This is a genomic window from Curtobacterium pomorum (assembly GCF_044497295.1).
Taxonomy (GTDB): domain Bacteria; phylum Actinomycetota; class Actinomycetes; order Actinomycetales; family Microbacteriaceae; genus Curtobacterium.
This window is the reverse complement of the sequence record NZ_CP172409.1, coordinates 884,034-907,623: the sequence shown is the minus strand read 5'-3', so window position 1 is coordinate 907,623 and position 23,590 is coordinate 884,034. Positions and strand designations below refer to the sequence as shown.

At 71.9% G+C, this 23,590-nt stretch carries 22 protein-coding genes; 7 read left to right on the top strand and 15 right to left on the bottom strand.

What is annotated here, in order from left to right:
* Positions 1 to 26: 26 nt before the first annotated feature.
* From ACGH48_RS04415 to ACGH48_RS04400, 4 genes are all read left to right on the top strand, one after another.
* Positions 27 to 878 (top strand): alpha/beta fold hydrolase, encoded by an 852-nt coding sequence (locus ACGH48_RS04415; protein WP_396290331.1) that lies wholly within the window; start codon positions 27 to 29, stop codon positions 876 to 878.
* On the top strand, positions 871 to 1,476 hold the full coding sequence (locus tag ACGH48_RS04410; protein WP_340196554.1) for a WHG domain-containing protein: 606 nt from the start codon (positions 871 to 873) through the stop codon (positions 1,474 to 1,476). Before ACGH48_RS04415 ends, ACGH48_RS04410 begins: the two co-directional genes overlap by 8 nt.
* Before the next feature lie 93 nt (positions 1,477 to 1,569).
* Positions 1,570 to 3,237, top strand: a complete 1,668-nt coding sequence (locus ACGH48_RS04405; RefSeq protein WP_396290330.1) for a putative Ig domain-containing protein — start codon at positions 1,570 to 1,572, stop codon at positions 3,235 to 3,237.
* Positions 3,238 to 3,302: 65 nt separating this feature from the next.
* Complete coding sequence (locus ACGH48_RS04400; protein ID WP_396290328.1) at positions 3,303 to 3,794, top strand: VanZ family protein; 492 nt, start codon at positions 3,303 to 3,305, stop codon at positions 3,792 to 3,794.
* 13 nt (positions 3,795 to 3,807) lie between these two features.
* On the opposite strand, the gene ACGH48_RS04395 is transcribed toward ACGH48_RS04400, so the two are convergent.
* A complete protein-coding gene (locus ACGH48_RS04395; protein WP_396290326.1) occupies positions 3,808 to 4,611 on the bottom strand; it encodes a GDSL-type esterase/lipase family protein in 804 nt (267 codons plus the stop codon).
* Between the two features lie 141 nt (positions 4,612 to 4,752).
* Here ACGH48_RS04395 and ACGH48_RS04390 point away from each other — a divergent pair, with 141 nt between their 5' ends.
* The gene (locus ACGH48_RS04390; protein WP_340196550.1) at positions 4,753 to 5,676 is read left to right on the top strand and encodes a hypothetical protein; all 924 of its coding nucleotides are present in this window, start codon (positions 4,753 to 4,755) and stop codon (positions 5,674 to 5,676) included.
* A 211-nt stretch (positions 5,677 to 5,887) separates the two neighbouring features.
* Here ACGH48_RS04390 and ACGH48_RS04385 read toward each other — a convergent pair whose 3' ends face one another.
* The 5 genes from ACGH48_RS04385 to ACGH48_RS04365 form a co-directional block, all read right to left on the bottom strand.
* The gene (locus tag ACGH48_RS04385; protein ID WP_340196549.1) at positions 5,888 to 6,352 is read right to left on the bottom strand and encodes a heme-degrading domain-containing protein; all 465 of its coding nucleotides are present in this window, start codon (positions 6,350 to 6,352) and stop codon (positions 5,888 to 5,890) included.
* Positions 6,353 to 6,497: 145 nt separating this feature from the next.
* Positions 6,498 to 8,978: a glycoside hydrolase family 3 N-terminal domain-containing protein gene (locus ACGH48_RS04380; protein ID WP_396290325.1), complete on the bottom strand. Its 2,481-nt coding sequence runs from the start codon at positions 8,976 to 8,978 to the stop codon at positions 6,498 to 6,500.
* Entirely contained in the window at positions 8,975 to 9,856 is an 882-nt protein-coding gene (locus ACGH48_RS04375) for a carbohydrate ABC transporter permease (protein WP_123313217.1), read from the bottom strand. Before ACGH48_RS04375 ends, ACGH48_RS04380 begins: the two co-directional genes overlap by 4 nt.
* Positions 9,856 to 10,878: a carbohydrate ABC transporter permease gene (locus ACGH48_RS04370; protein ID WP_123313216.1), complete on the bottom strand. Its 1,023-nt coding sequence runs from the start codon at positions 10,876 to 10,878 to the stop codon at positions 9,856 to 9,858. The genes ACGH48_RS04375 and ACGH48_RS04370 overlap by 1 nt, the downstream gene beginning before the upstream one ends.
* A gap of 2 nt (positions 10,879 to 10,880) precedes the next feature.
* Positions 10,881 to 12,179 carry an ABC transporter substrate-binding protein gene (locus tag ACGH48_RS04365; RefSeq protein ID WP_396290324.1) on the bottom strand — a complete coding sequence of 433 codons (1,299 nt, stop codon included), beginning with the start codon at positions 12,177 to 12,179 and terminating at the stop codon, positions 10,881 to 10,883.
* A 146-nt stretch (positions 12,180 to 12,325) separates the two neighbouring features.
* On the opposite strand from ACGH48_RS04365, the gene ACGH48_RS04360 reads away from it, so the two are divergent.
* On the top strand, positions 12,326 to 13,357 hold the full coding sequence (locus ACGH48_RS04360; RefSeq protein WP_123313214.1) for a LacI family DNA-binding transcriptional regulator: 1,032 nt from the start codon (positions 12,326 to 12,328) through the stop codon (positions 13,355 to 13,357).
* A gap of 7 nt (positions 13,358 to 13,364) precedes the next feature.
* Here the strand turns inward: ACGH48_RS04360 and ACGH48_RS04355 are convergent, their stop codons facing one another.
* A complete protein-coding gene (locus tag ACGH48_RS04355; RefSeq protein WP_396290323.1) occupies positions 13,365 to 14,348 on the bottom strand; it encodes an AraC family transcriptional regulator in 984 nt (327 codons plus the stop codon).
* 121 nt (positions 14,349 to 14,469) lie between these two features.
* Here ACGH48_RS04355 and ACGH48_RS04350 point away from each other — a divergent pair, with 121 nt between their 5' ends.
* The gene (locus tag ACGH48_RS04350) at positions 14,470 to 14,916 is read left to right on the top strand and encodes a MarR family winged helix-turn-helix transcriptional regulator (RefSeq protein WP_123313212.1); all 447 of its coding nucleotides are present in this window, start codon (positions 14,470 to 14,472) and stop codon (positions 14,914 to 14,916) included.
* A gap of 67 nt (positions 14,917 to 14,983) precedes the next feature.
* Here ACGH48_RS04350 and ACGH48_RS04345 read toward each other — a convergent pair whose 3' ends face one another.
* From ACGH48_RS04345 to ACGH48_RS04310, 8 genes are all read right to left on the bottom strand, one after another.
* Positions 14,984 to 16,831 (bottom strand): choice-of-anchor G family protein, encoded by a 1,848-nt coding sequence (locus tag ACGH48_RS04345; RefSeq protein WP_396290322.1) that lies wholly within the window; start codon positions 16,829 to 16,831, stop codon positions 14,984 to 14,986.
* On the bottom strand, positions 16,828 to 17,547 hold the full coding sequence (locus ACGH48_RS04340) for a hypothetical protein (RefSeq protein WP_396290321.1): 720 nt from the start codon (positions 17,545 to 17,547) through the stop codon (positions 16,828 to 16,830). The genes ACGH48_RS04345 and ACGH48_RS04340 overlap by 4 nt, the downstream gene beginning before the upstream one ends.
* Positions 17,544 to 18,095 (bottom strand): signal peptidase I, encoded by a 552-nt coding sequence (locus ACGH48_RS04335; protein WP_396290320.1) that lies wholly within the window; start codon positions 18,093 to 18,095, stop codon positions 17,544 to 17,546. The genes ACGH48_RS04340 and ACGH48_RS04335 overlap by 4 nt, the downstream gene beginning before the upstream one ends.
* Positions 18,096 to 18,103: 8 nt before the next feature.
* Positions 18,104 to 18,841 (bottom strand): acyl-CoA dehydrogenase, encoded by a 738-nt coding sequence (locus ACGH48_RS04330; protein WP_396290319.1) that lies wholly within the window; start codon positions 18,839 to 18,841, stop codon positions 18,104 to 18,106.
* 123 nt (positions 18,842 to 18,964) lie between these two features.
* Positions 18,965 to 19,813: a carbohydrate ABC transporter permease gene (locus ACGH48_RS04325; protein ID WP_396290318.1), complete on the bottom strand. Its 849-nt coding sequence runs from the start codon at positions 19,811 to 19,813 to the stop codon at positions 18,965 to 18,967.
* On the bottom strand, positions 19,813 to 20,784 hold the full coding sequence (locus tag ACGH48_RS04320) for a carbohydrate ABC transporter permease (RefSeq protein WP_396290317.1): 972 nt from the start codon (positions 20,782 to 20,784) through the stop codon (positions 19,813 to 19,815). The genes ACGH48_RS04325 and ACGH48_RS04320 overlap by 1 nt, the downstream gene beginning before the upstream one ends.
* Entirely contained in the window at positions 20,781 to 22,100 is a 1,320-nt protein-coding gene (locus tag ACGH48_RS04315) for an ABC transporter substrate-binding protein (protein ID WP_396290316.1), read from the bottom strand. Before ACGH48_RS04315 ends, ACGH48_RS04320 begins: the two co-directional genes overlap by 4 nt.
* 390 nt (positions 22,101 to 22,490) lie before the next feature.
* Positions 22,491 to 23,507 (bottom strand): LacI family DNA-binding transcriptional regulator, encoded by a 1,017-nt coding sequence (locus tag ACGH48_RS04310; RefSeq protein WP_185021403.1) that lies wholly within the window; start codon positions 23,505 to 23,507, stop codon positions 22,491 to 22,493.
* Positions 23,508 to 23,590: the final 83 nt, after the last annotated feature.

Genomic DNA, 23,590 nt, shown 5'->3' with positions numbered 1-23,590 from the left:
TAACACACTTAGCCATGGAGGCAGTCATGCTCGAACACCTGCGTACCGACGAAGGCACCATCGCGTACGACGTCAGCGGCGACGGCCCGCTCGTCGTCCTCGCACACGGCATGGGCGACAGCCGGCACGCCTACCGGTTCATCGTCCCCGAGCTCGTCGCCGCCGGCTACCGGGTGGCGAACGTCGACATCCGCGGGTGCGGCGACTCGAGCACCGACTGGACGTCGTACCAGCGCGCCGACATCGCTCGCGACCTGGTCGCCGTCGTCCGGCACCTCGGCGGCCCCGCGGTCATCGTCGGGCAGTCGATCAGCGGCGGAGCGGCCACCATCGCCGCTGCCGACGCCCCTGACGTCGTCGCCGGCATCGTCGAGCTGGCGCCGTTCACCCGCAAGCAGGCCCTCGACCTCGGCGGCCTGCTGCGGAACCGCCGACACCGCACGGGCACGTTCCAGCTCGCCAAGGTGATGGCGACCGGCAGCCTCGCCGGCTGGCTCGCCTACCTGGACATCGCCGTGCCGACGAAGCCGGTCGACTGGACCGAGGAGCGCGCACGCATCGAGTCGACGTTGCGCCAGCCGGAGCGGATGGCGGTCCTCCGCGCGATGACGAAGACCTCACCCGCCGACGCCGGCGCCCGACTGCCGGACATCCGCTGCCAAGTCCTGGTGATCGAGGGCAGTGCCGACCCGGACTGGGCCCTCCCCCGCGCCGAGGGCGAGCGGGTCCTGGCCGACCTGCCCGACGGACTCGGCGAGCTGGCCGTCATCGACGGCGCGGGCCACTACCCGCACACGGAGACCCCGACCGAGGTCCTCGCGCTCGTGATCCCGTTCCTCGGCCGCACCTTCGCGCCCGTCGGTGGCCACCGTGGCTAGGGCCGGGCTCGACCCCGCCGCCGTCACCACCGCGGCTGCCGAACTCGCCGACGAGATCGGACTCGCGCGGCTGAGCATGAGCGTCGTCGCCGAACGACTCGGCGTGAAGTCGCCGTCGCTGTACAAGCACGTTGACGGGCTCACCGACCTGACCCGCCGGATCGCCGTCCTCGCTGCGAACGAACTCGGCGACGACCTGCGCGACGCCATGCAGGGGCTCGCCGGCCGTGACGCCGTCGAGGCCGCGGCGCAGACCGTCCGCCGGTACGTGCAGCGGCACCCCGGCCGGTACGAGGCGACGGTCGGGATCCGTCCCACCGGTCCGGACGACCCGTTGGCCGTTGCCCTGGAGCGCACCCTCGCCTCCTTCGGAGCGGCGCTGCGCGGCTACGGACTCGACCCCGCCGACGAGGTGCACGCGCTCCGGTTGCTGCGCAGTGTCCTGCACGGCTTCGCGACCATCGAGACATCCGGTGGGTTCCAGATGCGCACTGACGTCGACGCGAGCTTCGGGTGGATCATCGCGTTCCTCGACCGGGGGTTCCGCGCGACGACCGCCCCCAGTCATGGTCACGATTCGGACGCTCCGTCGGTCTGAAGCGGTCACTGGCCCTACGATCCGAAGACGCCTGAGCTTTCTCGGCTGATCCACACGATCCGGCACCCGACCGGACACGATCCAGGGGGACCCGTGCGCCACAGCGCCTCCACCGTCCGACGCGCCTGCGCCGTCGGCACCACCGCAGCCCTCGTCGCGCTGACGACCGGCCTCGGCCTCGTCACCGCGACGGCCGCCCACGCCGAGCCGGCGACCGATCCGACGGCGTCGACCGCGACGTCCGCTCCCGCCGCGACCGACACCCCGGCTCCGACCGCGGACGAAGCGGCCGGACCGACGACCGACGCCCCGGCACCGAGTTCGGCCGCGACCGCACCGGCCGCCGAGACCGAAGCAACTCCCGAGCCGACCGCACCAGCGGTCGACGAGGCGCTCCCGGCCGCTCCGACCCCCACCGTCCCGACGCCCACCCCGACGGACGCACCGACCGCGCAGCAGGCCGTCGCCCCCGCCGTCACCATCACCGGTGACACGGAGGTCGGTGCCGTGGTCACCGCCGTCCCCACCGGTTTCGACGAGGACGGCGCGTTCCGGTACGTCTGGACCGAGGTCGGTTCCACCGCCGTGCTGGCGACGAGCGGCTCGTACACGATCGACGCCGCTCAGGCCGGGGAGCAGCTGACGGTCCAGGTCACCGGCGCCCTGTCGGACGGATCGACGGCGACCGTGTCCGCGACCTCGACCGCCGTCACCCAGGACCCGGTCTTCGTCGACGCCGCGGGCGAGCCGGTCACCGCGGGCACGGAGCAGGACGACGACCTCCCCCTGCAGGCCACCGCCGGCGAGCCGTTCTCGTACACCTTCCGGGCGCAGGGCTCCCCCACCCCGACGTACGAGCTCGCCTGGTACTCCGGCGACGATGACGGCGACGTCGTCATGACGAAGTCGCAGGCAGCGGCACTCGACGCGGGCAGCTCCAGCGGCCCCGGCTGGACGATCGGGTTCGGCTTCCAACCGGACGACACGGACGAGGAGTTCGGCCCGGAGATCCAGCTGCCCGACGGCATCACCTTCGACGCCGCCACCGGGGAGCTGAGCGGTACCGCGACGACGGCGTCCTGGTACGAGTTCGCGGTCACGGCCACGAGCGGCACCGAGTCGGTCACGCAGTACGTCGAGCTGACCGTCGACCCGGCCGCTGCGTTCGGCGTCCAGGTCTTCACCCTCGACGCGGCGTCGATCGACGCGCCGAAGAAGACGATGTGGATCATCGGCACGGACGGCACCGTCCTGACCGTGAAGCTCACCACCGACGAGGACGGCTCCTTCGGGGGTCTCGACGTCGTGGACGGTGGACGTCCGACGGTCGCGCAGGGCGGAACGCTCGTCGTCTCCGGCAACCTGGTCGACCGTTTCGGGAACCCGATCGACTTCGCCGACGAGGACGGCAACCCCGTCTGGACGCCGATCGTCACGTCGGACGTCGCCAGTGACGTGATCGCGCCCTACACCGAGTTCGACGCCGAGAGCGCTGTCGGCGTCACGTTCCCGCACGCCTCGACGCACACCCTGACCGTCGGCGGCGAGGGGCTGCAGAGCACCTCGTTCCCGGTCGACGTGCGCCCCACCGCACCGACGGTGCCGACCGTCGCGGTCGCGGGCGCGACCCCGACCACGGGGCAGCTCGCCTACACCGGCTCGGACGCCGTCGGCGCCCTGCCGTGGGCGGCCGGCCTCGTCCTGGTCGGCGCCGGCCTGCTCGGCGCACGCGCGGTGCGCCGTCGTCGCGCCGCGCTCTGATCCGACACCCCTGAGTGGCTGGAGGCCCGGTGCCAGCTGGCACCGCGCCTCCCGTCCGGAGATCCATGCTCTCGACCCTGCTCATCGACGTCCCGTGGCTCGCGTTCGGCGTGCTGATCGCGGTCATCGTCGTCGCGCCCGTCGTGGGCGTCTGGCTGGCGCGCTTGCCGCGGCTCACCGCCGTGCTGTTCGGCCTCGCCGTGGTCGTGACGCTCGCGCTCACCCTGTCGCCCGACGGCGCTCCCCGGTCCGCCGTCACCTGCGCCGCCGGGCTGCCGTACCTGGCACCGACCGCGGTCGAGTCGACGGCCAACGTGCTGTTGTTCGTGCCGGTCGCGTTCCTGGCCGGGGTGCGGTGGCGGCGCCCGGTCCTCGCGGCGGTCGGCGCCAGCGCGTTCTCCGCCCTCGTCGAGGTCGTCCAGGCGGTCGTCCCCGTGATCGGTCGGGCGTGCGACACGAGTGACTGGATCACGAACACCATCGGCGCCGTGGTCGGCGGGGTACTCGCTGCCGTCTCCGTGCAGTGGGCACGTCGGCGCGTGGCGCGGGCCGGCTGAACCGACCCTCGACTCAGCCCTTCGCGCCCTCGACGGCGATGTGGATGGCCTGCTGCATCCGGACCGAGACCTTCTTCGACATCGCGACGGTCGGATGGGTGCCGTCGATCGTGCGGTTCGACGGCCATCCACCGTTCAGCTGCCGGTCCGCCGCCCACGGATCGACGAACAGGTAGCCGTTGGTGAGCGCGTAGTTCTGCAGGTCTCGGTTGAGGATCTCGCCCTGCTTGCGACGGTCGATGTGCTTCTTGCCGTACTTCGTGACGTTCGACGGAGCGATCGCCGCGATGACGACGTGCCGAGCCCCGACCTTGTGGACCACCTTGCCGATGTTCTGCGTGATCGTCGTGCTGCTGCGGGCGTAGCGGATGTCGTTCGTGCCGGCCATGACGACGAGTACGTCGGCGTCCCGTGCCGAGACGTTCGTCAGGATCCGTGGGACGGTGGCGCCACCGATCGCGGTTCCGCCGATGTTCGTGAGCGTCTTGTCGTTCAGCTGCCGCATCCACGAGCCGTCCATCGCGGTCAGCGAGTCTCCGGCGTAGGTGACCGAGATCGTCGACGGCGTCGGCTTCGGCGTCGCCGTGGGCTTCGGCGTCGCGGTCGGCACCGCGGGCGCGGGCGTCGCGGTCGGCACCGCGGGCGCAGGCGTCTCGACCGGAGCCGACGTCGTCGGCGTGGCCGTCGGGGTCGCGATCGGCGACTCCACGGCGGTCGCGGTGTTCGGGATCGCGGCGAGCAGGACACCGGCGACGACGACGACCGAGGCGGTGGCGGCGATGAACGGCAGGCGGGAGGGGCGCTGGGGGTGCGGCAACGTGAGCTTTCGTCTCGGGTACGAACCCGATCAGCCTACGGGTCCCGAAGACGCGTCATCATCCCCAACGCGGGGGGCGGACGACGACCGCCACCCGGTCGCGCCGTCGCGAGCCGACGCCCCCTGTGGAACAGTGTGCCCATGTCCTTCGACGACGAAGCCCCGGGTCGCGTGCTCGCACCGGGCCAGACCTGCCGGATCCGGATCTGGCGCCGAGCCGACCGCAGCGTGACCACCGTGCACGAGTCCGCCGCGCGACTGTACGAAGCGCCGAACTGGACCGCCGACGGCCGGCTCGTCCTCAACGCCGACGGTGTCCTCTGGACGATGCCGGCCGACGGTACCGATCCACCGGAGCCCGTCGGCATCACGGGTGTGCCACCGCTCAACAACGACCACGTGCTCGACCCCGACGGCGTCACCGTGCACGTCAGCGCGAATGACTTCCACATCTGGAGCGCCCCGCTCGCCGGGGGCCCAGCGACGCGGGTCACCGCGGACGACGGCGGCATGCACTTCCTGCACGGTGTCAGCCCCGACGGCTCCGAACTCGCGTACGTCCGGCTCGACCCCTCCGGCGAGGATGTGTGGTCCTCGGGCACGATCCGGGTGATGGGCGTCGACGGGACCGCGGACCGGGCCGTGACGACCGAGCCCGCCTCCGCCGACGGCCCGGAGTGGACCCCGGACGGTGCGTGGATCCTGTTCAACACCGAGCAGTTCGAAGCGACGCCGGGACACGCGCAGATCGCTCGGGTCCGACCGGACGGCACCGGGATCGAGCAGCTCACCGTCGACGAGCACGTCAACTGGTTCCCGCACCCCGCCCCGACCGACGACGCCGCCGTCTACCTGTCGTTCCCGCCCGGCACCGAGGGGCACCCGGCGGACAGGCGGGTCCGTCTGCGCCTCGTCACCGGCGACGGGCCCGTGGGCGACTGGGGCCCCGAGGCCTGGCAGGCCGCCGAGACCATCGTCGAGCTCGACGGCGGGCAGGGCACCCTCAACGTCAACGGGTGGGCTCCCGACGGGTCTGCCTTCGCCTTCGTCGACTACCCCGCCTGATCACGCGGGGACGATTCCGCCGTCACGTCCGTCCACCGGCGTCCCCGGGTTCCGAAATCGTCGCATCTCGGGGCGCGCTGGGGCCGTCCGCGGAACCTCGGGGAACGTGAGCGGCGAGTCCTGGAACCTCGCGGATCGCGGACGGGACCGGATGACGGACGGGAGGCCCGGTGCCAGCTGGCACCGGGCCTCCCGTCCGCATCTGGTCGCGTCAGGAACGCGAGGCGATGAACGCGCGCAGGCCGGCGACGACCAGGTCGTGGTCCTCCATCGAGGACAGGCCGGAGGCCGTCACGGCCGCGACCACCCCGGCGCCGCGAACCCGGATCGGGAACGACCCTCCCGTCACGGCGTACTCCGCGCCGAGCCACCCGATCGCGGCGGGATCGACCCCGGCGGCGGACAACCGGGCATCGACGAGAGCACTCGACTGCTCCATCCGGAGCACGACCGCGGCCTTGCGGTCGATCCAGACGTGCTGGTCCGGGGTGATGCCCGGGGTCGCCGCGCGGAACAGCCCGAGGCCAGGACGCCGGATGTCGATGCCGACGGCGTGGCCGGCCTCGTGGGCGATGCCGCGGATCAGGGAGCCCAGCTCCCAGGCGTCGTCGTGGGTGAAGCCATCGAGCACGAAGTCGCGCTCCTGCTGTTCGAGGGTGGTGATGAGGTCGGACATCGTCGTCTCCTGCTCAGCCCGCGGCGATCGGTGCGCGGGCGGTGTCGATGTCTCGGGGATCGAGACCGGTACGACATGGTCGACGTCGTACGACGACCATGGTGTCGTACGACGTCGACCTGCGGTGAGGTGGCACGGAGTCGCCTCAGCCCACCGACCACTCCACGACGCGTGGGTCGTCGAGCGTGACCTCGTGCACCGGCCCGGTCACCGCGACCGTCGCGCGCTCCGTGGCGGAGCCGGGGACGGGGTGTCGGACCGGCCCGTCACCGGACGCAACGATCCCGCCTGCTGGCACCGGGCCTCCCGGTCGTGACGCCGCCGCGTGGGACGCGACCCAGACCTGCACGTCCCCGGGTTCGACGACCCTGCGCATCCGCCGGTCGGTGAACGCGAACCGCTGGACGGGCACCCGGAAGCGGACCCGCGTGGACTCCCCCGCGGCGAGCGCGACGCGCGCGTAGCCGAGCAGCTGGACCTCGGGTCGGGTGACGCTGCCGTGCACGTCGTGGCCGTAGAGCTGGACGACGTCCTCGCCCGCGTGTGCGCCCGTGTTCCGGACCGTCACCGAGGCGTCGAACAGCCCGTCGGTGGGAACCGACGCGTCGACGACCAGGTCGTCGTACGCGAACGTCGTCCAGCCGAGGCCGAAGCCGAACGGACGGACCGGGGTCGAGTCGGCGGCGGTGACGTCGGACGGGCCGCCGAGCCGCGGGTGCAGGTACGTGTACGGCTGCGCGCCGGCGGCCCGCGGGAGCGAGACGGGCAGGCGGCCGGACGGCGAGGCGGCGCCGGTGAGCAGGTCGGCGATGGCGGTGCCGCCCTCCTCGCCGGGGAAGAAGGCCTGCACGACGGCGGCGGGACGCAGCGAGCCGCCGGCACCGTGACCGGCTCCGGCGACGCCGTCGCCGTCGAGCGCCCACCCGATCGCGTACGGCCGCCCGGTCAGCAGCACCATCACGGTGGGGGTGCCGGTGGCGACGACCGCCTCGACGAGCTCGCGCTGCACGCCGGGCAGGTCGAGCGACTCGGTGTCGTTCCCCTCGCCGACCGTGCCGCGGCCGAACAGTCCGGCCTGGTCGCCGACGACGACGACCGCGACGTCGGACGCGGCGGCCACGGCGACGGCGTCCTCGAACCCGGCACGGTCGGACCCGGTGACGGCGCAGCCCGCGGCGAAGCGCACGGCGTCGTCGCCGAGGGCGTCGACCATCGCCTCGCGCAGGGTCGGGATGGCGAAGCCGAGCGGCAGGTCGGGGTGCGAGGCGAGCACGTGGTTCGCGAAGGAGTAGCAGCCCTGCAGTGCCTCGGCGCGGTCGGCGTTCGGGCCGATGACGGCGACGGACGCAGCGGCGCGCAGCGGCAGGACCGGCGCGGCGGTGCCGCGCGAGTCGTTCGACAACAGCACCAGCGACCGCGCCGCCAACTGCTTCGCCAGCAACCGGTGCAGCGGGGTGTCCAGGTCGATCTCGGTCGGCGGTTCGTCCTCGAACGCCTGCGGGTCGAGCAGGCCCAGGCGCTCCTTCTGCCGCAGCACCCGCAGGACGGCGCGGTCGACCATTGCCTCGTCGAGCAGTCCGGACCGGACCCGCTCGACGAGCGGCGCCAGGTACGCGTCACCCGTCGGCAGCTCGACGTCGATGCCGGCCTCGAGTGCCAGCGCCGCAGCCTCGCCACGATCGGCGGCGATGCCGTGCATGACCTCGAGGAACGCGACCGAGAAGTAGTCCGCGACGACGGTGCCGTCGAACCCGAGCTCGTCACGCAGCAGGCCGGTCAGCAGTTCGCCGTTCGCCGCGACGGGGACGCCGTCGATCTCGGCGTACGAGTTCATGACGCTCCGGGCGCCACCGTCGCGCAGCGCCATCACGAACGGCGGCAGGTACACGTCGGCGACCTCGCGGGGTCCGGCGTGCACGGGCGCGTGGTTCCGCCCTGCCTGTGACGCCGAGTACCCGAGGAAGTGCTTGAGCGTCGCGTCGACGCCGGCCGACTGCAGGCCCCGCACGTAGGCGGTCCCCACGGTGCCGACCAGGTACGGGTCCTCGCCGATGCACTCGTCGACCCGACCCCAGCGCGGGTCGCGGACCACGTCGAGGACCGGCGCGAGTCCCTGGTGGACGCCGAGCTGCCGCATCGACGCGCCGATGGCGGCGCCGACCTGCTCGACCAGGTCCGGGTCGAAGGCCGCGCCCCAGGCCAGCGGGGTGGGGAACGTCGCGGCCTTCCAGGCGGCCAGTCCGGTCAGGCACTCCTCGTGCACGAGCGCGGGGATCCCGAGTCGGGTCTCGCGCGTGAGTCGCCGCTGTTCCGCCCACAGCCACGCAGCGCGGTCGTCGGGTTCGACCGGTCGGGTGCCGTAGACACGGGTGAACTGGCCGATGCCGTCGCGGGTGATGTCCGCCAGCGTGCGGCCGTCGGCGGCCGCCGCCATCTCACCCTGCATGGGTGCGACGACGCCGTCCTGGTCGAGCCAGTAGCCGACGAGCTGCGCCGCCTTCTCGTCGAGGGTCATGGTGGCCAGCAGGGTGGTCGCGCGGTCGGGTCCGGCAGCGTCGGTCGCACCGTGGTCGTCCTGGAGGCGCGGCTGGCTCCCGGTGGGCTGGGTCGCGTCCGTCGTCGTCACCCCTTCACCGCCCCGGTCAGCCCGCCGACGATGCGGCGTTGGAAGATGGTGAAGAACACCAGTGCCGGGATCATCGACATCGACGTGAACGCCAGCACCTTGGCCGTGTCGACCGAGTACTGCGACGAGAACGCCTGCACGCCGAGCGGCAGCGTGTAGCTCCCCTCGTTGTTCAGGATGAACAGCGGCAGGATGTAGCTGTTCCAGCTCGCGATGAACGCCAGGATGCCGACCGTGACGACGCCCGGCAGCGACAGCGGCACGACCATGCGGAAGAAGAACCCGAGGCGGCTGGCGCCGTCGATCGACGCCGCCTCTTCGAGCTCGTCCGGGATCGCCCGCAGGAACGGCACCAGGATGATGACCGTCGTCGGCAGGGCGAAGGCGATCTGCGGCAGGATCACGCCGGCCAGGCTGTTCGTCAGACCGAGGTCCTTCACGAGCAGGTACAGCGGCGTGATCGCGACGGTGATCGGGAACATCAGGCCGGCGGCGAACAGCGCGTACAGCGCACCGCGTCCGGCGAACCGGTAGCGGGCGAGCACGAAGCTCACCATGAGGCCGAGCACGACGACGCCCGCGGTGGTCGTCACGGCGCTGATCGTCGAGTTGGCGAGCTGCTGCCAGAAGATGCCGCTGGACAGCACCGAGCCGTAGTTGCCCAGCTCGAACGGTGCCGGCAGCCCGGCGGGGCTCGTGGTGATCTGCGAGTTCGTCCGGAAGCCGCCCAGCACGATGTACAGCACCGGGGCGAGGTTCGCGGCGACGAACAGGATCGCCACCAGGTAGGTGAGCGGGTTCGCACGGCCGATGGCGGCACTGGACCGCCGCTCCCGCGTGGCCCGCCGCCCGGGGGCGACGATGCTCGTGGTGGCCATCAGTTCTTCCTCTCGGTGAGTGCACCCGCGGTGTCGCGGCGGAGCACGAAGCGCTGGTAGATCAGGGCGACGGCGAGCGAGATCACGAACATGACCACGGCCACGGCGCTGCCGAAGCCGAAGTTGCCCGACGTGCGGCCGTTGGCGACCATGTACGTCGCCATCGTCGAGGTGCCGGCGGTCGACGAGATGTACTGCCCCCAGATGATGTAGACGAGGTCGAACAGCTGCAGTGAGCCGATGATCGACAGGAACGCCCAGATCCGGATGGTCGGGCCGAGCAGCGGCAGGGTGATCCGCCGCTGGATCTGCCAGTAGCCGGCGCCGTCGATGGCCGCCGCCTCGAAGAGTTCCTCGGGGATGCTCTGCAGGCCGGCCAGGAACAGGATCACCGCGAAGCCGATGTACTTCCACGAGATGATCACGAGCAGCGTCCAGATGGCGATGTCCGGGTTGGACAGCCAGTCCGCCCGCAGCCCGCCGAGCCCCATGCCCTGCAGCAGGTCGTTCACCGCACCGTTCGACTGCAGCATCAGGCTCCAGCCGGTGCCGACGATCACCTCGGAGATGACGTACGGCACGAACACGAGCACGCGGACGAGCCCGCGACCGTGCATCTTCTGGTTCAGCAGCAGCGCGAGCACGATGGCGATCGGCCCCTGCAGCACCAGCGACAGCACGACGATGAAGCCGTTGTGCATCAGGACCGCGTGGAACGCCTTGTCCTGGAAGATGATCAGGTAGTTCTGCAGCCCCACGAAGTCGGTGGGCGGGCCGTAGCCCTGCCACTTGAAGAACCCGTAGTAGGCGGCCAGCACCACGGGCAGGATCACGAAGGTGACGAAGACGATGACCGCGGGGCCGGCGAGCACCGCGATCTCGACGCGCTTCCGCCAGTCCGCGATGCGGCGCGTGGACCGCCGTCCGGCGGGGAGCGGCGTACCGCTCCCCGCCGGGGACGTCCCCGCGGCCGTGTCCGACCCGGTGGTCGGGGTCGTGCCGAGCGAGGTGTCGAGGGTCATGGTCAGCCCTTGGCCGCAGCCTGGTTGGTGGTCTCCACGATGTCCTTCGCGCTCCCCTTGCCGGCGAGCAGGTCGACGACGCTGGTGTTCAGCGCGTTGCCGACGTTCTGGCCGTACAGGGTGTCCAGGTACTGCGACACGAACGGGGCTTCCTGGTAGGCGGCGAGGGCCGACTTGAGGTAGTCCGCGTCGACGACCGCCTGGGCCTCCTGGTTGACCGGGATGGCCTGGAACGCCGTGTAGTAGGCCTCCTGGTTGTCCTTCTGCACGATGAAGTTCAGGAAGTCCGTGCAGGCCTTCTTCGGGGCCTTCGCCGAGCAGGAGTTGCCGTCGACGCCACCCATCATCGACTTCGGGTCGCCCTTGCCACCGTCGATGGTCGGGAACGGGAACCAGCCGAGGTCGGCCAGCGGCTTGCCGTCCGGCGTGAGCGAGCTGATCACGCCCGGGTCCCATGCGCCCATGAGCTCCATGGCGGCCTTGTGGTTGGCCAGCAGACCGGCGGAGCTGCCGGCGCCCTGCTGCGCGGCGGTCGTCAGGAAGCCGTCGTTGAACGGCTTGGTCGCGGTGAAGTCCTCGAGCTGCTCGCCGGCCTTCGTCCAGCAGGCGTTGTCGAACTTCAGCGACTTCGCCGCGCCCTCGAGCGTCTTCTGGCTGCACTCGCGCAGCGCGAAGTTGTAGTACCAGTGCGCGGCGGGCCAGGCGTCCTTCGCGCCGACGGCGACCGGGTCGATGTCCTTGGCCTTGAGCTTCGTGATCGCGTCGTTCAGCTCGTCCATGGTCGTGGGCGTGCCCTCGATGCCGGCTTCCTTGAACAGGTCCTTCGAGTACCAGATGCCCTCGGGGAGCACGGCGCCGGGCATGGCGTAGGTGGCGCCGTCCTTCTCGTAGCCCGCGAAGGTCCCGGCGCTGATCGACTTCTTCGCGTCGGCGCTGATGGAGTCGGAGATGTCCATGAGCTGCCCGGCGGCGATCATCGCGTCCATCTTGCCGCCACCGCGCTGCAGGAAGACGTCCGGCCCGTCGCCCGAGTTGAGCGCGGTCTGCAGCTTGCCGTCCAGGTCCTCGTTCTGGATCGCCTGCGTCTTGATGGTGACGTTCGGGTACTTGTCCTCGAACGCCTTGACCGTCGAGGCCCAGTAGGCCTTGCCCGGTCCGGTGGTGGAGTTGTGCCAGAAGGTCATCGTGACCTTGCCGGTGCCGTCGTCGGCCGCGTTGCCGCCTGCCGAGCAGCCGGTGGCCACCAGTGCTGTCGCCCCGATCAGCGCGATGGCTGCCGCGGCACGGATCTTCCTCGTCATCGTGGAACTCCTCGTGTCGTCGTTGACATGCAGCGACATCCACTGCCGCTGCGGAGAGCGTGCCAGGTGCTCCTGCCGCTTGTCAATCGATATCGATAACGTTTTCTAAGCCGTTTCGGCGCCCACTTCAGCGGTACGGTGAGCACATGGACTCGGCTCTCGGCGCGCGTCCCGGTGCCGGCCGGGTGACGATCGGCGACGTCGCACGGGTCGCGGGGGTCTCGATCCCCACCGTGTCGAAGGTCATCAACCAACGTGACGGGGTCGCCGCGGCCACCATGATCCGCGTGCAGCAGGTCGTCGCGGACCTCGGCTACGAGACGTCCCTGGTCGCCCGGAGTCTCCGGAGCTCCCGCACCGGGGTCGTCGGGATCCTGGTGCCCGAGTTCGAGCCGTTCTCGACCGAGCTCCTGCGCGGCATCTCGAGTGCGACGACCGGCACCGGCTACGAGCTGCTCGCCTACGCCGGCCTGATGACGGGCGCCGACCGCCCCGGGTGGGAACGCCGGTCGTTGTCCCGCCTGTCCGGCACCCTCATCGACGGAGCCATCGTCGTCACCCCGACCACGGCGCTGTCGAGCTCGTCGATCCCGGTCGTCGCGATCGACCCGCACACCGGCCCCGAGGGCCACGCGACGGTCGACGCCGACAACGAGGGCGGGGCGGTGCAGGCCGTCGAGCACCTGCTCGCGCTCGGGCACACCCGGATCGCGCACCTGCGGGGTCGCGCCGACCTGGCCTCCGCCCAGCTGCGCGAGGCCGGGTACCGCTCCGCCCTGACCGCCGCCGGGCTGACGATCGACGAGCGACTCGTCCGCGACGGCGACTACCAGGAGGAGCAATCAGCCGCCGTCGCACGCGACCTGCTCGCGATGGACGACCGCCCGACCGCGGTGTTCGCCGCGAACGACTCGTCGGCGTTCGGCGTGCTGCGGGCCGCGGCGGAGCTCGACCTGCGGGTCCCCGAGGACCTGTCCGTGGTCGGGTTCGACGACGTCCCTCAGGCCTCGATCACGACCCCACCGCTCACGACCGTGTCGCAACCGTTGGCCGAGCTCGGCTCCCGCGCGGTCGACATGCTGCTCACGATGCTCCGTGGCGAGGCCGCGTCGGACCACGTCCGCCTGTCGACCACGCTGCGGGTGCGCTCCAGCACCGGTCCGGCACCGCGGGGCTGACCCCGGGTCAGCGGCGCAGGGTCTGCTTCGGGTACTCGCCGAAGCGTGCCGCGTACGACGCCGAGAACCGGCCGAGATGGGCGAACCCCCAGCGTCGGGCCACGTCGCCGATGACCCCGGCCTGCGGGTCGAGCTCGAGGAGCTCGCTGCGCACGCGGTCGAGGCGGACGTCCCGCAGGTACGTCAGCGGCGACACGTCGAACACCCGACGGAACGACTCCTGCACGGACCGCACGCTCAGGCCGGCCACCGCGGCGAGGTCGGCGATGGTCACCGTCTCGGACGCGTGCGCGTGCACGTACTCGACGGCGGCGCGCAGTCGGGCGTTCCGCGGCAGGGCCAGCTCCGTCGGCAGGTCGTCGAGCTGCGGCGGGAAGGTCTCGAGGAACGCGGCGATCGCGAGCGCCTTCGCCTCGGACCAGGTGTCCGAGTCCGGCCCGGCCACCCGGAGCGCGCGGGACAGCGACACGAGGGCACCCTGCCACCGACCGAACGCGGCACTGTCCGGTTCGCGCGTGTGGTCGAACCGCAACGGTCGGTCCCCCAGCCCGAGCCGTTCGCCGGCGAACCGGTGCACGAGCTCCCGGTCGAGGTGCACCAGGCGCTGGTCGTGGTCCTCGGCGGCGAAGACGAACGCGGTGTCGCAGGGCAGCAGCGTCGGCACGTTCCGGCGCAGGTCGACCCGCTGCCCGCCGACGTCGAGGTGAGCGCTGCCGCTGGTCATCCAGGCGACGATGTAGTCGGTGCTGATCGGCATCGCACCGCGCAGGACCCCGCGCATCCGGGACCGGCGGATGCTGACCTCGGTGTCGCCGACCGCGGTGTAGCGGTAGAGGAACTCGTCGCCGGTCCGTTGGGCGGACCACTGCTCGGCGCCGTGCACCGTGGCCAGGTCGCGCGCCGCGGACTCCGGCTCCGTTCCGGACACCTCGAAGCGGACCGACTCGCTCGCACGCCCGCTGGCGAGCGGCGCCTGGGACAGGTCAGCCACGGCGCACCGTCGCCGGAGTCGCCACCCGGACCTGGCAGCGGGACTCGTTATGTGGATACGCTGATCCGGTGAGTGCGGCGTATGGTGGCGCGGACCCGATCCGTGCGAAGGGGGCGCTCCCGTGAGCGATCTCGACCTCGTCGCGGCGCTGACCCGCCTCGAAGCCGCGGTGTCCGCACTGCGCACGCGACTGCGCGACCAGCTCGGCGTCTCGGGCAGCGACCTGACCGTGCTGCAGTTCGTGTCCCGTGCCGAAGAGGCCGACCGGACCGTCCGCGTCAAGGACCTCGCGAAGCACCTCGGCCTGACCGGGCCGGCGGTGACCGGCATGGTGGACCGACTCGAGCAGAGCGGGCACCTCAGTCGCGTGCCGAACCCGGCCGACGGACGGAGTCGCCACATCGAGCTGACCGAGACCGCCAGGCGCGACTACTCGGTCGCCATGGACGGCACGAACAAGCACCTGCACGAGCTGTTGGCCTCCTTCTCGGAACGGGACAGGGTCCGGTTCGTCCGGATCGTCGACCGCATCATCGCGGCCGTCGACCTCGGCGCCCCGAGCCCCTGAGGGCAGGGTACGGGCGGTCAGCATCCGGTCCGGGCGATTGTCCACCATGCGCAGTTAGGTAACGATGCTACCTATCTCGGGCGCTGACGGGCCCGAGGAGCGACACCGAGTTCGGCCCCACGACGGCACTGGCCAGGTCGATCCGGGCCAGCCCGCCCGGCACCAGGGCATCCGCGATCGACAGGCGGAGCGCGGTCTGCGTGTACCGCCCGGTCGTCGCGCGGCCGGCCGGGGGCACGGCCGCGTCGAGGTCCTGCTGCACGTTGACACGGAGGGCGAGCACCCCGGGCAGGCGTGCAAGGACCGTCCCGAGTGCCCGGACGACCGGACCGCCGATCGTCGTCGTGAGCGTCGTGCCGAGCGTCCCCACGAGCGCGAACAACCGGGTCGTGAGCGTCCCCACCACCGCCTGGGTCAACGGGTTCACGAGCGAGGTGGCGAGGCCGGTGACCACGCCGAGCAGTCCGCCCAGGTCGAGTCCGAGCAGCGCGACCCCGACCGAGAGCTTCGTCTGCCCCGACATGAGCGCCGCGACGCCGGTGTCGACGCCGATCGACAGCGTCGCGATCTTCACACGGATGCCGAGCGCGAGCGGTGCGCTGAGGTCGGCCGCGAGGGCGATCCGGACGTGCAGGGACCCGAGTGCGGTCGTCAGCGCGGTCGTGATCTTCGCCGCCCAGGCATCCACCACCTGCCCGAGCCGGTCCGCCAGCGCGCCGAGGGTGACCGCGTCGAGCACCACCTCGTGGTTGGGCGGCAGGTCGTTGAGACCGTGCGCGTCGTCACCGAGCAGGTGCGCGAGGTCCACCCGCACGGACCCCTTCGACAGGTCGAGCGACAGCGTGCCGCCGGCGTCCTGCACGGGTTCGGCGAGCAGCGGCGCGACCGCGTCCGCCAGGTCCGGCCCGGTGATCTCGACCGTGCCGCCGATGGTGCCGAGCCCGAGGCTGCCGGTCAGCCCGCCGAGGACGCCGAGCACGCTCTGGTTGATCGTCCGGGCGAGCACCCCGTCCTTCCCACCGAGCGCGTCGACGGCGGCGTCGAGCTGCACCACGGTGTCGTCCACCGCCGTGACCAGTGCGCCGACGAGCGGGCTGTCCACACGGAGGTCCAGGCTCGCGATCCCGTAGTCCCGCTCGAGTCCGGCGGGACCGTTGTCGGCGGCGGCCCGCTCGACCGCGGTCCGCAGGTTCGTCGCGAGCGTGCGCTGGACGACCCCGCCCCACACCTCGTCGCTGATGGCGTCGCACCCGGCGAGCTGTGCGCTCGCACCGACCGCGCCGACGTCGAGCCCGACGTCGGTGACGTCCGCGATGCCCGGCAGCGCGCGGCTGAGCGTGACGGACGCCGGATCGGGGAGGTCACCGGACGGGGTCGACGGCGTGACGAGCACGCCGCCGGAGTCCGCGACCAGGCCCGACGCCGCCACGGCCTCACCCGTTCCCGACGCCGTCGCGACCTGGTTCACCGCGCCGGCCGAACCCGCTGGCAGCCCGAGGCCGAGGCCGGTGAGGTCGATGCCCGCCACGTCCCCGAGCAGGCCGACGTCGAGCGGGTTGCCGAACGCCTGCGTGAAGGGGCGGCCGCCCGTGCCGAGCTCGGGCGCGGTGGCGGGCTCGACGGACGCCGGCGCCGCCCCGGTCTTCGCGACGTCGACCCCGCGCACCGTCGCGACGTCGTCGAGGTCGACGCCGGCGATGCTCCCGCCCAGGAACCGGCTCGAGGCCGTCGACGTGTAGTCCGCGTCGGTGCCGCAGTCGAACGACGAGGTCCCGACGGCCCCGTTCGCCCACGCACGGTCCGTCCACGACGCGGTGCTCGGGACGGCTGTGGGCGTGACGAGTGCGGCCGCGACGACGATGCCCGTGACGACCGCGAGCCGGCCGCGACGCAGGTGCAGGGGGCGCCGGGTCACGACCGGCTCCGGGGACGTCGGAGTCGGAGCGCGACGCCGGCGAGGACGGCCGCGACCGCGACGAGCACCGGTCCCGCGAACCCGCCGCCCGTCATCGCGAGGACGACCGGACCGACACCACCGGCTTCATCGCCGTCGCCGCGAGCGGGGCGCCCCGACACGGCCGGGTCGTCGCCGCGGGCGGTCACGCCGACGCCCAGCTCCGCGGTCCTGGGCACCGTGGTGGCGGCGTCGCCGAGCGTCAGCCGGACGAGCAGGTACGCCTCGCCGTCGCCGTCCGGGTCGGGCACACGGACGGACGGTGCGGTCGCCGCCCAGTCGGAGGCGGTGACGGCGTCGACGAGCGCTGCCTCCTGTCCGCCGCACGCGGGGGCACCGGACGGGTCGCGCCACGGCTGGTCGCACGTCTCCACCGACACGAGGACCCCGTCCGTACCGCCCGGCAGGCCGCCCCGTCCCAGGAGCCGCAGGTCGAGGGTGACCGGACCGGGTTCGTCGACGCGGGTCCGCACCTGCCACGTGACGTCCCCGCGGTCCCCCGCCCCGGGCAGCACGAGGGGCTCCGGACCGGTGTGCAGCACCAACCGACCCGGCGTACCGGTCTCGGCCACGGGCCTCCAGTCCGTCGACGCGACCGCCACCGCGGTCGTGCCGATGCCCGCCGCACCGACGAGCACGGCGGCGACGGCCGCGACGAGGGCGCGGGCGCGGTTCACGAGTCCTCCCGACGGGCCGGCCAGAACGCCCACACGACGAGCACGCCGACGACCGCGACCGCCAGCCCGCGTGCCGGGGCGCTCGTGACCACGACGAGCGCCGATCCCAGGCCGGGAGCGTGCGCCAGCACGAGGCCGACGTGCCGGACGACGTACGGGTCACGGTCGTCGGACGCGTTGTCGTCGCCCCGCAGGGTCAACGAGCGTGCGGCCGAGTCGCCCGGGACCCGGTCCACCGCCACGACCCGGTGCGTGACCGGCAGGCTCGACCCCGCGCGCGGCACCGTGACGACGTCCCCGTCGGCGACCTCGGCCGCGGGCACGCGGTGCGTGATGGCGAGCCCGCCGGCGGGGATCGTCGGGGCCATCGACCCGGTGGTGACGACGACGAACGACAGCCCGGTGATCGCCACGGCCGCCCAGGCGAGCACGCACGTGAGCCCGACCGCGCCGGCGACCGTCAGGACGACGGTCCGGACGCGGTCGGCGGGACGACGGGGCGGCGCCGTGCCCTCGTCGGAGGACGTCGGCGCGGTGGATCCGCGCACGGCCGCGCTCAGTCGGACTCGGCGGCGAACTGCCACGCGGGCGCGACCGTCCGCCCCTGGAGCGCGTCGACCGTGGTGCCCGCGGGCAGCGTCGGTGACTCCGGCAGCGAGACCTCGAAGCAGTACACCTGCGTCGACCCGCCGGCTGCGGCGAGGGGCCGCGCGACCGTCGCGGCAGCCGTGCCGAGCGGCCCGGACGCGACGCTCGTCCAGGGCACGTCGAACGCTGTGGCGTCGCACACGGCGGTGGTGTCCGTGATCGCGGCGACCCGGACCTGCAGGGCGTTCCACAGGACGTCGTCGGCGTCGGTGACCGCGACGCCCGCCGCGGGGACCGCTGCCCGGAGCACGAGGTCCCCGGCGATCGAGTCGGCGGTGGTGCGCAGGGCGACGGGTGCGTAGGTCGCCGTGCCCGGCGAGAGGGCCAGCGCATCGACCGTGAACCGGAGGGCCTGCCCCGGGTTCGTCTCGTCCGAGGTGAACCCCGCCGCGGCGAACGGTGCCGTCACGTTCTGCTCGACCTGGAACCCGGACGTGCCGACGCCGGGTCCGCCCGACCCGTCGCCGCCGAACACCCACTCGGTGTCCGTCCACGACGCGAGCGTGTACCCGGCTCCGCCGATGACGAGGATGCCACCGGCCGCGAGCGCGAGGACCCGGTTGCGGCGCCGGGAGCGGCGAGCGGTGTCGTCCGCGGCGCGACGGCCGTGGTTCCGGGCGCGTGGGGGCGCGGTGCTGTCAGCCATGACGTGTCTCCTGATCCGTGACGCCGATCGGTGGCGGCCACGGTCGGGGTGGTTGGTCCCGGCCGTCGCCATCGACGTCTGCTCCGATCCTGACGGACTATCCCTCAGGAATCAATGGCCACGTCACCCCTTGACGGCGCCGGAGGTGAGCCCCGACACGATCGAGCGGCGGAACACCAGCACCAGGATCACGATCGGCACCGTGGCCGCGACGCTCGCCGCGAAGATCTGCGCGAAGGGCACCGTGAACTGCGTGCCGAACAACGCGATGCCGACCGGGATCGTCCGGAACGAGTTCTCGCTGTTGAACGTCAGCGCCATCAGGAACTCGCTCCACGACGCCGTGAACGTGAAGACACCGACCGTGAACAGCCCCGGCTTCGCCATCGGCAGGATCACGCTGAGCACGGTTCGCCAGGCTCCCGCTCCGTCGATCTCGGACGCCTCCTCGATCGTCGAGGGGATCCCGACCAGGTAGTTCCGCATGATCCAGATGGCGAACGGCAGGTTGAACGCGACGTACGGCACGATCAGCCCCGGGTACGAGTTGAGCAGTCCGAGGTTGCGCTCGAGCAGGTACAGCGGCGTCAGCACCGCGATCGCCGGGAACACCGAGAGCATGAGCAGCGACGTCATGATCGCCGTGCGCCCGCGGATGAACCGGCCGGCCAGCGCGTAGCCCGCCAGGAACGCCAGCGCGAGCACGATCACCGTGGTCGACACCGAGACGATGACGCTGTTGACCATGTACTGCCCGAGCGCGTTGTCGCGGAAGGCCACGACGAAGTTGTCGAACGTGATCGACCGCGGGAACACGGTGGGCGGCGACTGCCCGATCTCCGACGCCGGCTTGAGCGACGTCGACACGAGCCAGTACAGCGGCAGCGCCGTGAGCACCGCGATGACGACACCGCTGACGTTGACGGTGTTGACCCACTTCCGCCAGCCCTTGCGCACACGTTGACGGGGCATCAGGCTTCCCCTCCCTTCGCCTGGTTCCGGAACGCCCGGAGGAACAGCAGACACCCGGCCGCGACGATGATCGCGGTGGACGTCGCGATCGCCGCGCCCGGGCCGATGTTGATGTCCTGGAACAGGACCTTGTAGCCCATGATCGCGAGCGACTGGGTGGCGGTGCCCGGCCCGCCGTTCGTCAGCACGAACGGCAGGTCGAACACCCCGAAGGCCTGCAGGATGCGGAACAGCACCGCGATCGTCAGCGTCGGGGTGAGCTGCGGCAGCACCACCCGCCAGAACGTCTGCCAGGTGCTGGCGCCGTCGAGCTCGGCGGCCTCGTAGTGGTCCTCCGAGATCTGCACGAGCCCGGCGAGCAGGATGATCGCCACGAAGGGCGTCGTCTTCCAGATGTCCGCGACCATCAGGCCCGTGATCGCCGGGACGGGTTCGCCGAGGATCACCGGGGCGTCCCCGAACAAGCCGAAGAACCATGTCGCGACGCCGTAGGTGCTGTCGTAGACGTACTTCCACAGCTGCGCGTTCACGATGGTGACGAGCGACCACGGGATCAGCATCAGCGCGAGCATCCACCCGCGGGTGGCCCCGAGCCGCTCGAGCACCAGGGCGACGAGCATGCCGAGCACGAGCTCCACCGAGACGGTCACGACCGTGTAGAGCACCGTGAACCCGAGGGCCCGGTACCAGTCGGCGCTCTGCAGCAGGGCCGCGTAGTTGCCCAGCCCGAACGACTGGATCGTGAACCCCTCGTAGCCGACCTCGACGTCCGCGAAGCTCAGGACGATCGAGTAGACCACCGGGAAGATCGTCACCGCCGCGACGACCAGGAGCGCCGGGGCAGCGAATCCCCACGCACCGCGCGCGCGGATGCGGTCGAGCCGCGACCGTCCGCTCAGGCGGGGCGGCGGGTCGAGGCGAGCCGTGCCTCCCGGCCGCTCGTCCGACCGCGTGGCCGTGCCGGCGCTCACAGCGCCTCACCCTGCAGGGCGAGCGCGATGGCGGAGGCCATCGTGCTCGTACCGCCGTCGACGGACGCCTGGCCGCCGAGGATGCTGTTGCCGTTCTGGTACACGCCCTGCGAGACCTTCGGGTAGTACGCCGTCGACGTCGGACGGGGCACGAGCGTGATGCCGGCCGCGGTGTCGTAGGTGGGACGCTCCTGGCGCTTCGCGTCCTCGCTGACGAGCGATGCGCTGCGCGCCGGCAGGACGCCGCCCTCACGCGTCAGGAACTGCTGCGCCGTCTCGCTCGACATCCAACGCGCGAAGGTCAGTGCCGCCGCGGGCTCCTGGGTGTGCGGGTTGATGTAGTTCCCCCACCCGCCGATCGTCGAGTGGTGCTCGTCCTGCCCGTCGAAGGTGGGACGGGCGGCGAGCCCGACCTTGCCCGCGACCTGGCTGTCCGGTCCGTTCGCGATCCCCCACGCGTACGACCAGTTGCGCAGGAACGCCGCGCGGCCGCCCGAGAAGGCGTCGTTCGTGTCCTGCTCCTGGTACGTCAGCGCGGCCCGGGGTGACGCACCCGACGTCACGAGGGAGCGCATGAACTCGAACGCGCGCTTGGTCTCGGAGCTCGTGGTCTCGGGTTTGGTCAGGTCGTCGTTGAGCAGCGAGCCCCCGGCGTCCGCGACGAACTCGGTGACGTTGCAGGTCAGCCCCTCGTAGACGTCGCCCTGGAACGCGAACCCGTAGCTGACGTCGCCGGTGTCGACGAGCTTCGCGGCGGTCTCGCGGACCTCCTCCCACGACCCCGGGACCTGCAGGGAGTGCTTGGCGAGCAGGTCCTTGCGGTACAGGAAGAACGACTCGTCGATGTAGAGCGGGAACATGTAGTACGTCCCGTCGACGCTCGCCGCCTGCCGCAGCCCCTCGGGGAACTGGTCGAAGAAGTCCGCCCCCACGAGCTCGTTCACCGGGGTGGCGAGCTTGTTCTTCGCGAACTGCCCGGGCCACGCGACGTCGCCGAGGTAGACGTCCGGCGTGCTGCTGCCCGCCGCGATCTGGGTCGTCAGGCTCGTCCGGTTGGTGTCGGTGTCGCTCGGGGCACTGACGATCCGGACGCGGATGTTCGGGTGCTCCTTCTGGAACTCGGCGATGAGCCGCCGGCGCAGGTCACCGCCGTCCTTCGAGGCGACCTGGCCGGCCCACCAGCTGATCGTCGCCGCACCCTCGGGCGGGTCGGTCGGCCAGTCCTGGACCAGCGTGCGCTCGGGGCGCGTGGAGCAACCCGCGAGGAGCAGCACCCCCGCTCCCCCGAGCAGGAACATCCTGCGGTCGATGGCCATCCGTCCTCCTCGACGTGTGGTGCTGCGAACCTGTGCAACCACACAACCAACGGACCCTGAGCGCCCGGTGGGTGGGGGCGGGCGGGGCGGGGCCGCTGCCGCTGGCGCTGGCGCTGGCGCTGCCGCGAAAGCGACACCCTGCCGCGGAACGTCCGCAGGGATATGTCGCTTTCGCGGGTGGCGATGTGGGGCCGCGGGGCGGCGGCCTGGAGGCCCGTGGCGGGGTCGACCCGCGCCTCCAGTCCGGCAGGTGGTCGCGAAAGCGACAGAAAGCGCGCAGGTGCCCCCATCGGTGCTGCGAGAGCGACAGTGTGCCGCGAACCGTTCGCGGAGATCTGTCGCTTTCGCGGATGGGGCCGGCGGGCGCCGGCGGGCGCCGGCGGGGGGGGGTCAGGCGGGGGCGGGAGCCGTGGACTCCGCGGACCGGAGCGTGCACGGCAGCAGGAAGTGCGGCAGGTCGTCGGACGTGCCGTCGAGCTGCTCGATCAGGGCGTCGGCGGCTCGGATCCCGAGCTCCTGACCGGGGGCGACCATCGTGGACAACCGCGGGTAGTGCTGGTCGGCGTTCGCCTCGGACGACGCGATGCTCAGGACGGAGACGTCCTCGGGGACCCGCCGTCCGGCGGTGTACAGCCCGACCAGCACACCGGCCGTGGAGTCGTCCTTCATCACGAGGACCGCGGTGACGTCGGGGTCGGCCGCGAGCAGGTCGCTCGTGGCCTGCCGCCCGCCGTCGCTGCCCGGCCCCGCCGTGACGACCGCTCCGGCCAGGCCGCGCTCGACGACGGCGCGCCGGAACGTCGACTCGACGCGCAGGTGCGGTGCGTAGCCGGCCATCGGGGTGCCGTCGAGGTCCTCGAGCACGAGCCCGAACCGTCGGTGTCCGAGTGCCTCGAGGTGGTCGAGGCTGTCCTCGATGGTCGTCTCGAAGTCGATGTCGACGAAGGGCAGACCGCTGCTGTCGCGGGTCCGACCGATCAGGGTGAACGGCACGCCGAGGTCGGTGAGGACCGCGACGCGGGGGTCGTCCATCCGCACCTCCATCAGGATGACGCCGTCCACGAGGCCGCCGGAGACGAGGTCGTCGAGGTCGTCGCCGGCGGGGTCCACCGGCCAGAGCACGAGGTGGTACCCCCGCTCGGACGCACGCTCCGCCGCACTCATGAAGAACTGCGAGGTGGTCGGGCTGAAGCGGTTGCCGGTGGTCGGGAACAGCAGCGCGATGATCCGGGTCCGACGGCTCGCGAGCGCACGGGCGACGACGTTGCCGCGGAACTTCAGCTCGCGCATCGCAGTCTTCACCCGCGCGGTCGTGCCGGGGGTCACGTACTTCGTCCCGTTCACCACGAAGGACACGGTGGCGATCGAGACCCCCGCCCGATCGGCGACCTGCTGCATCGTGGCCATGCCGCCGATCCTAGCGCGCGGGAAGTCAGAAAAGCGCTTTACAGGTGAAGCGCTTATCTGTTAGCTTCTCGCCCCAGGAGCAC

Coding starts and splice junctions, on each gene's coding strand:
- ACGH48_RS04415 (WP_396290331.1), top strand. CDS start 27: ATGCTCGAACACCTGCGTACCGACGAAGGCACCATCGCGTACGACGTC.
- ACGH48_RS04400 (WP_396290328.1), top strand. CDS start 3,303: ATGCTCTCGACCCTGCTCATCGACGTCCCGTGGCTCGCGTTCGGCGTG.
- ACGH48_RS04390 (WP_340196550.1), top strand. CDS start 4,753: ATGTCCTTCGACGACGAAGCCCCGGGTCGCGTGCTCGCACCGGGCCAG.
- ACGH48_RS04385 (WP_340196549.1), bottom strand. CDS start 6,352: ATGTCCGACCTCATCACCACCCTCGAACAGCAGGAGCGCGACTTCGTG.
- ACGH48_RS04375 (WP_123313217.1), bottom strand. CDS start 9,856: ATGGCCACCACGAGCATCGTCGCCCCCGGGCGGCGGGCCACGCGGGAG.
- ACGH48_RS04370 (WP_123313216.1), bottom strand. CDS start 10,878: ATGACCCTCGACACCTCGCTCGGCACGACCCCGACCACCGGGTCGGAC.
- ACGH48_RS04365 (WP_396290324.1), bottom strand. CDS start 12,179: ATGACGAGGAAGATCCGTGCCGCGGCAGCCATCGCGCTGATCGGGGCG.
- ACGH48_RS04360 (WP_123313214.1), top strand. CDS start 12,326: ATGGACTCGGCTCTCGGCGCGCGTCCCGGTGCCGGCCGGGTGACGATC.
- ACGH48_RS04330 (WP_396290319.1), bottom strand. CDS start 18,841: ATGGCTGACAGCACCGCGCCCCCACGCGCCCGGAACCACGGCCGTCGC.
- ACGH48_RS04325 (WP_396290318.1), bottom strand. CDS start 19,813: ATGCCCCGTCAACGTGTGCGCAAGGGCTGGCGGAAGTGGGTCAACACC.
- ACGH48_RS04315 (WP_396290316.1), bottom strand. CDS start 22,100: ATGGCCATCGACCGCAGGATGTTCCTGCTCGGGGGAGCGGGGGTGCTG.
- ACGH48_RS04310 (WP_185021403.1), bottom strand. CDS start 23,507: ATGGCCACGATGCAGCAGGTCGCCGATCGGGCGGGGGTCTCGATCGCC.